The organism is bacterium, from assembly GCA_030654305.1.
Lineage (GTDB): Bacteria > Krumholzibacteriota > Krumholzibacteriia > LZORAL124-64-63 > LZORAL124-64-63 > PNOJ01.
Window position 1 is genome coordinate 1 of sequence record JAURXS010000070.1, and the last position, 5,702, is coordinate 5,702.

Annotated in this window: 5 protein-coding genes; all 5 read right to left on the reverse strand. The window is 70.5% G+C overall.

Annotated features, from left to right (window positions below):
- Positions 1-1,045 (reverse strand): methionine adenosyltransferase domain-containing protein (locus Q7W29_01770; GenBank protein MDO9170539.1); only part of this gene is annotated, 1,045 nt, incomplete at its 3' end.
- Positions 1,042-2,418 carry a hypothetical protein gene (locus Q7W29_01775; protein ID MDO9170540.1) on the reverse strand — a complete coding sequence of 459 codons (1,377 nt, stop codon included), beginning with the start codon at positions 2,416-2,418 and terminating at the stop codon, positions 1,042-1,044. The genes Q7W29_01770 and Q7W29_01775, both read right to left, overlap by 4 nt.
- Positions 2,415-2,882 carry a hypothetical protein gene (locus Q7W29_01780; protein ID MDO9170541.1) on the reverse strand — a complete coding sequence of 156 codons (468 nt, stop codon included), beginning with the start codon at positions 2,880-2,882 and terminating at the stop codon, positions 2,415-2,417. The genes Q7W29_01775 and Q7W29_01780 overlap by 4 nt, the downstream gene beginning before the upstream one ends.
- Positions 2,879-4,279, reverse strand: coding sequence for a MoxR family ATPase (locus Q7W29_01785; protein ID MDO9170542.1), 1,401 nt, complete (start codon positions 4,277-4,279; stop codon positions 2,879-2,881). Before Q7W29_01785 ends, Q7W29_01780 begins: the two co-directional genes overlap by 4 nt.
- A gap of 132 nt (positions 4,280-4,411) precedes the next feature.
- A complete protein-coding gene (metK, locus tag Q7W29_01790; protein ID MDO9170543.1) occupies positions 4,412-5,569 on the reverse strand; it encodes a methionine adenosyltransferase in 1,158 nt (385 codons plus the stop codon).
- Between the last annotated feature and the right edge of the window lie 133 nt (positions 5,570-5,702).

A 5,702-nucleotide genomic window follows, 5' to 3' on the forward strand; every position in this document is an offset into this window, starting at 1 on the left:
AGAAGTGCAGCCCCTGCCCCAGCCTCGCTCCGATCACCGATGCCGGATACCGCGCCACCAGTTCCGGATGCGCGAAAAATCCCGCCGCCAGCCGCTCGCCCCTCCCGGCCATCTCGTAACAGACGTCCAGCGGCCGCTCCACGTTGGGCGCGTACGCCACCCGCACCAGGCATTCCGACGCGCCCGACTGCACGGCCCTCACGGCCGCCTCGCGCGCCCCGTACGACCCGATCCGGTCGATGTGCGAGAGGTGCTTGCCGGACAGCGCCCCACCACCGATGGGGATTCGCGGGCCGTAGAAGTCCATGACGAGCTTGCGGCCGGTCTGGCCGTTGTCGCCGTTGCTGCCGGCCTGCACCAGCGGGCCGTTGGGGTTGATCATCAGCTCGATCTCGTCCCAGCGGGCGCGCCAGCGCGGGTCGCGCTCCCTGGCCCCGGCGTAGGCCAGCGCGAGCACCTGCACGAGCGCCTCGCAGACGTCCATGAACTTCGCATCCGCGCGCTGCTGCAGCGTGACCAGCAGGTGTTCCACGATCCAGCGCCCGCCCTCCTCGCGCAGGCGCAGCAGCAATTTGCCGTCGGGTCCCTGCCCGGCCAGCGGCCCGTCGGCGCAGGCCGCGGCCAATGCTTCGCGCAGCACGTGGCAAAGGTAGTGCTCCGGCGGCAGGTAACGCGTGTTCGCGTCGTAGCCGGCCCAGCCGAGCACCACGCTCTGGTCGTTGACCTTGCCCGTGAACCGGGCGGGGTCGTCGAGCACCTCGCACACGGCGCTGTGCACCGTGTAGCGGTTGGCGTCGACGTGGTTGCCCGGCACGTAGCCGATCGCCAGGCCCGTTTCCACCACGATCTCCCGGAGCGTGCGCGCCAGAGGCCGTCGGGTGCAGATGCCGCCGGTGAGCCAGAGTTGGCAGGACCAGACGGCGACCTCGATCTGGGCGTAGGCGTCCGGATCGATCTGGACGCCTTCGGCGACGATGGCGTCGGCGACCTGGTCGCAGAACTTGTCGGGGTGGCCGGGCAGGACGATCTCGCTGATGCGGATCATGAGCTGTCTCCTTTCAGTTCCGGAAGCTGGGTGTAGGCGAGGCCAGCGCTCTCCAGTGCCGCCGGGCTGCCGTCTCGGCTCACCAGCACGTGCAGCCTCGTGCCCGCCGTTTTCGCCACGAGCTGCCGGTCCAGCGCCTCGATGTAACCGTCGGTGACCACCACGGCCGACGCCGGGCGCGTCCGGATCAGGTGCTCGAGCACGCAGGTCATGCTGGTGCCGCCCGTGGTCTGCGCTTTCAGGACGCCGCGCTCGATGACCGCGGGCGCGACGTGGGTGCTGAAGGCCCAGAACGGCCGGCGGATCAGGCCCGTCAGCTGCCCGAGCAGGGCGACGAGGTGCGGCATTTCGGCGTACATGGAACCAGAGACATCCAGGTAGACCTGGGCCGTACCGGCGCGCCGCGGGACGGTGCCGCCCCAGCGGGCCTCCGGCAGGAAGGGCGTCCACTGCGCGCGCAGGAAGGCGCGGCGGTCGTGCGGCGAGAGCACGGGCAGCCGGTACTCGCGCGGGGCGTCGAGATGCGCGCGCGAGCGCCTGTCGGGCGTGAGGTGCCGGCGCAGGATCGCCAGCGTCGTCGCCCGCCACTGCCGCAGCGGACCGTCGGCCGCGGCGAAAAGCGCCTCGTAGGGATCGGCGCCGGCGCCGCGGCCACCGGGAGCGCGCCAGACGCCCTCACCGTTCATCTCCCGCATCGCCTTCTCGAGGGCTTCCCGCAGGGCGTCCGGCAACGCGTCGCCCCGCTCGTCGTGGTTGCCGAGCAGTTCGCCGGCGCCGCCGTCGCCTTCGTCTCCGAGCGTGAAGGGACCCCGGCCGCGCGCCCCCGCGCCCGCCTCCTCCAGATGCACGGCCAACGCCTCGATGTCGTCGGCGATCAGTTCGCCGCGGTACAGCGCAGCCCAGGCCCGCACCCACGTCGGCAGATGGTCCTTGTTCTTCCGCATGGCGGACAGACACTCGAGTTCCTCGGCGTTCATCGCGCGGAGCAGCCTTTTCAGGCCGGGACTTTCGCCGTAGTACCGCGCCATCATCGCGGAATAGCCGCTGCCGTACTGGCGGTGGATGATGGCGTTGATCACCGCGTCGAGGGCCAGGTGGCGGGCTGGTGTCGGCGGCTGCCGCTGCTCGGTGTGGCGCAGGAGCACGTGGAGGAATTCGTGGATGATGACCGCCTTCACCTCGTCGTCGTTGGCGCAGTGATCGTCGACGAAGGCGAGGTTGACCAGCAGCCGCGGACGGTCCGCGCAGGTCACCGCCAGCGTCGGCACCCGCGTGGTGAAATCGACCTCCAGGATCTGCAGCACGGCGCGGATCGCGAGGGGGTTCTCGTCGATCAGTTCCAGCAGGATCGAGCGGAAGCGTCGTTCGTTCACGAGTAGAACCCCCCCAGGTCGAAAAGTTCGAGGCCGCGCCCGAGGCTGGCCTCGGTCCACAGCACGGGCCGCGCCGGGTCGTAGATCTGCGCCGTGCACAATCCCAGCAGGAAGGCGTGGCGCAGCACCGCGTCCCGTCCGCCCCGCGCCACCGACACGCGCCCGGCATCGGCGGGCAGCGGGCGGCAGGCCAGACGCCGGTCGGGATGCGGGAACCTCCCGCGCAATTCCTCCGGGTCGGCGAAGCCCGCCTCGGCCAGCAGGCGTTCGATCGCGTCGACGCTCACTGCCGATTCGAACCTCAGCCCGATCCGCAGCACGCACGGGCAGCGGATCGTGCCGTCGCCCCTGCCGAGCAGCGAGGAAACGATCGTCTCGGAGCGGGTGCGGCTCATGGGGCCGCCCATGTTGGCGCGCAGGCCGGGTCGGCACGCCCGCGGCGGCGACCATCCCGCGGCGGTCACGGCGCCTCCCTTTCCGCGAGCTTCCTGACGCAGTTGTCGATCTCGGCCTCCAGGGCCGCGGGATCCTCGGGGCTGACCCGTTCGACCAGGCACCAGTTGAAAAACTGGCGCGCCCGGTCGTAGCGTCCGCCGCTGTTCTCCAGTTCGGCCAGGACACGCGCGAAACGGTCGCAATCGGGATGGACCGTGCCATGGTCGGCATACCGCTCCTGCCAGGAGACCACGCCCTCCACGGACAGGATGGGAGCGGCGACCCTGGCGAGGTCGTTGACCCCTTCCGCGCCGATGACGAGGCGCCCCTGCGCGGCGAACGCGTAGGTGGCGAAGGCGAAGGCGGCGGCCCTCTCCCTGGATTCGGAGGCCAGCAGCCGGTTCACGGCCTGGGTGCACTCGTCCGGCCTGCGGCCGTGCACCAGGAGGATGTCGAGTTTCCTCGCCAGCGGCCGCTCCACCAGGAAGCGGTGGACCCAGCCGCCCTTGAAGGAAGTCCCGCAGTCCAGGGCGAAGCGGTGGGCCGCCGCCACGGCTTCCTCCCGGGCGGGAGGCCCCCAGGTCAGCTGCGGCAGGCTGGCCTTGAGCACGGTCAGTCGCAGCTCATCGGTCAGTTCGCCGGCGACGATCGACGCCGCGAGCAGGCTGCGCGCCATCAGCCGCACGCGGCGCGGTGAGACGCGGATGCGCGCGCTGTTGAGCGCCGTAGCCGCATTGGAGACGTAGTCCAGGACCGTTTCCGGGCACGCCTCGACCTGCTCGGCGAAAGCGCTTCGCCAGGATGCGACCTGTCGCAGGAGCTGACCCCCGTCGTCGGCGACCCGGCCCTCACCGCTCGGATCGGCGACGAGGGCCCGCGCCTCATCGTCCAGGCCGTCCCAGTCCGGCGCCTCCACGAACAGCGCGAAGCGGTCGGCCAGCGCCTGGTCCAGCGGCTCCGATCCCGCGTAGTCCTCGGCCCCGCCCTGGTCGGCCGAACACGGGTTCATCGCCGCCCAGCGGTAGCGCAGCCTGGGCAGCGCGATCCCCTGGACCCGGCGCTCGTGCACGAGAGCGAACAAGCGGTTCTGGTGCTCGGGCTTGCAGCGGCTGATCTCGTCGATCAGCACCGACTCGGCGCCCCAGACCGTGGCCGGCGTCTCGAGGAACTTCACGCCGCCGTGTTCCTGGTCCGGGTAGGGGAAGCCGACCAGGTCGTCGAAGGAGATCAGGCTGGCGTTGTAGTGGCGGTGCTCGAGGCCCAGGGCCTCGGAGAGGGAGTTGAGCAGGAAGGTCTTGCCGGTGCCCGAGGCGCCGATCAACAGGAGCGGATCCTCGGTGACCAGCGCGGCCAGGATCACCGGCTCGAGCCGGTCGAATCCGTAGACGCCGAGAGCGGACAGACGGGAATGCGCACAGGTAGGCACGTGGTCCTCCTTTTAGCGGATTTGCCGGAATGGCGGGGCCGCAAGCTGGATTCAAATCCCCCGGCCCGTCAGGTGGGCCAGCCCTTCGCGCGGCGCCGCCGCTCACAGGCGGCGCCGGCGTCCTTCACTCCTTCAATTGTCCGTCGTGACGTGCTCCCACAGGAATTCCGGCTCTTCCCGCCCGAAATGCCCGTAGGCCGCCGTGCCGTAGTAGATGGGCCGCAGCAGCTGCAGCCGCTCGATGATCCCCGCCGGCGTGAGATCGAACTCCGCGCGCAGGGCCGCGGCGATCTCCGCGTCGCGCGTGCGTCCCGCCGTGGGCGTCATGACCAGGAAGCTGACCGGCTCGGCCTCGCCGATCGCGTAGGCCAGCTGGACGAGGCACTTGCCGGCCCAGCCACGGGCCACGACGGTCTTCGCCAGGAAGCGCGCCATGTAGGCGGCCGAGCGATCCACCTTCGACGGGTCCTTGCCGGAGAACGCGCCGCCGCCGTGGGGCGCCGCGCCGCCGTAGGTGTCGACGATGATCTTGCGCCCGGTCAGGCCGGTGTCGCCCTTCGGGCCGCCGACGGTGAAGGAGCCGCTGGGATTGATGTACTCGCGGTAGCCGGCGCTCCGCCTCGCCGCGGGGATGACCGGGTCGATGATGTGCTCGCGCACCAGCGCCTGCAGCTCCGTCAGCCCGATGCCCGGGTCGTGCTGGGTGGAGAGCACCACCGCTTCGACCGCGACCGGGCGGCCGTCCTCGTAGCGGTAGCTGACCTGCGACTTGGCGTCCGGGCGCAGCCAGGGCAGCGCGCCGGAGCGGCGGACCTCGGCCTGCCGCTGCATCAGACGGTGCGCGTCGACGATGGGCGCCGGCATCAGCACGCCGGTCTCGTCGCAGGCGTAGCCGAACATCAGGCCCTGGTCGCCCGCGCCTTGCGCTCCCTGCGCGCCCTTCACGGCGTCGGTGATCTCGGAAGCCTGGTGGTTGAAGCGCACGTCGAGGTGGCAGTTGTCGGGATCGATGCCCGAATCCGCGTCGGTGTAGCCGGTGTCGCGGATGACGGCGCGGGTCAGCGCCTCCGCGCGGGCGCGCACCGCCGCGTAGTGCTCCTCCTTTTCGGTCCGGAACTCGCCCGCCACCACGACGTGCTGGTCGGCGAGCAGGGTCTCGCAAGCGACGCGCGCCGCGGGTTCCAGCTCCAGGAAAGCGTCGACGACCGCGTCGGAAATGCGGTCGGCCAGCTTGTCGGGATGCCCCTCGGACACCGATTCGGAGGTGAAGACACCGTCGCGGATGAACATGCGCGCCTCCATACAAATAAAACGGCCCGCTCAGCTATGGCGCCAAAGCGGGCTTCCTCTCGCTTTAGCTGGATTTGTATAGCGCCCGCAAGCTGAACTCAAATCGGCGCTGTTCCGTCCCATGATACGACTC

Excerpts from the sequence above, each read along its gene's own strand:
- metK (MDO9170543.1), bottom strand. The coding sequence starts at position 5,569 with ATGTTCATCCGCGACGGTGTCTTCACCTCCGAATCGGTGTCCGAGGGG.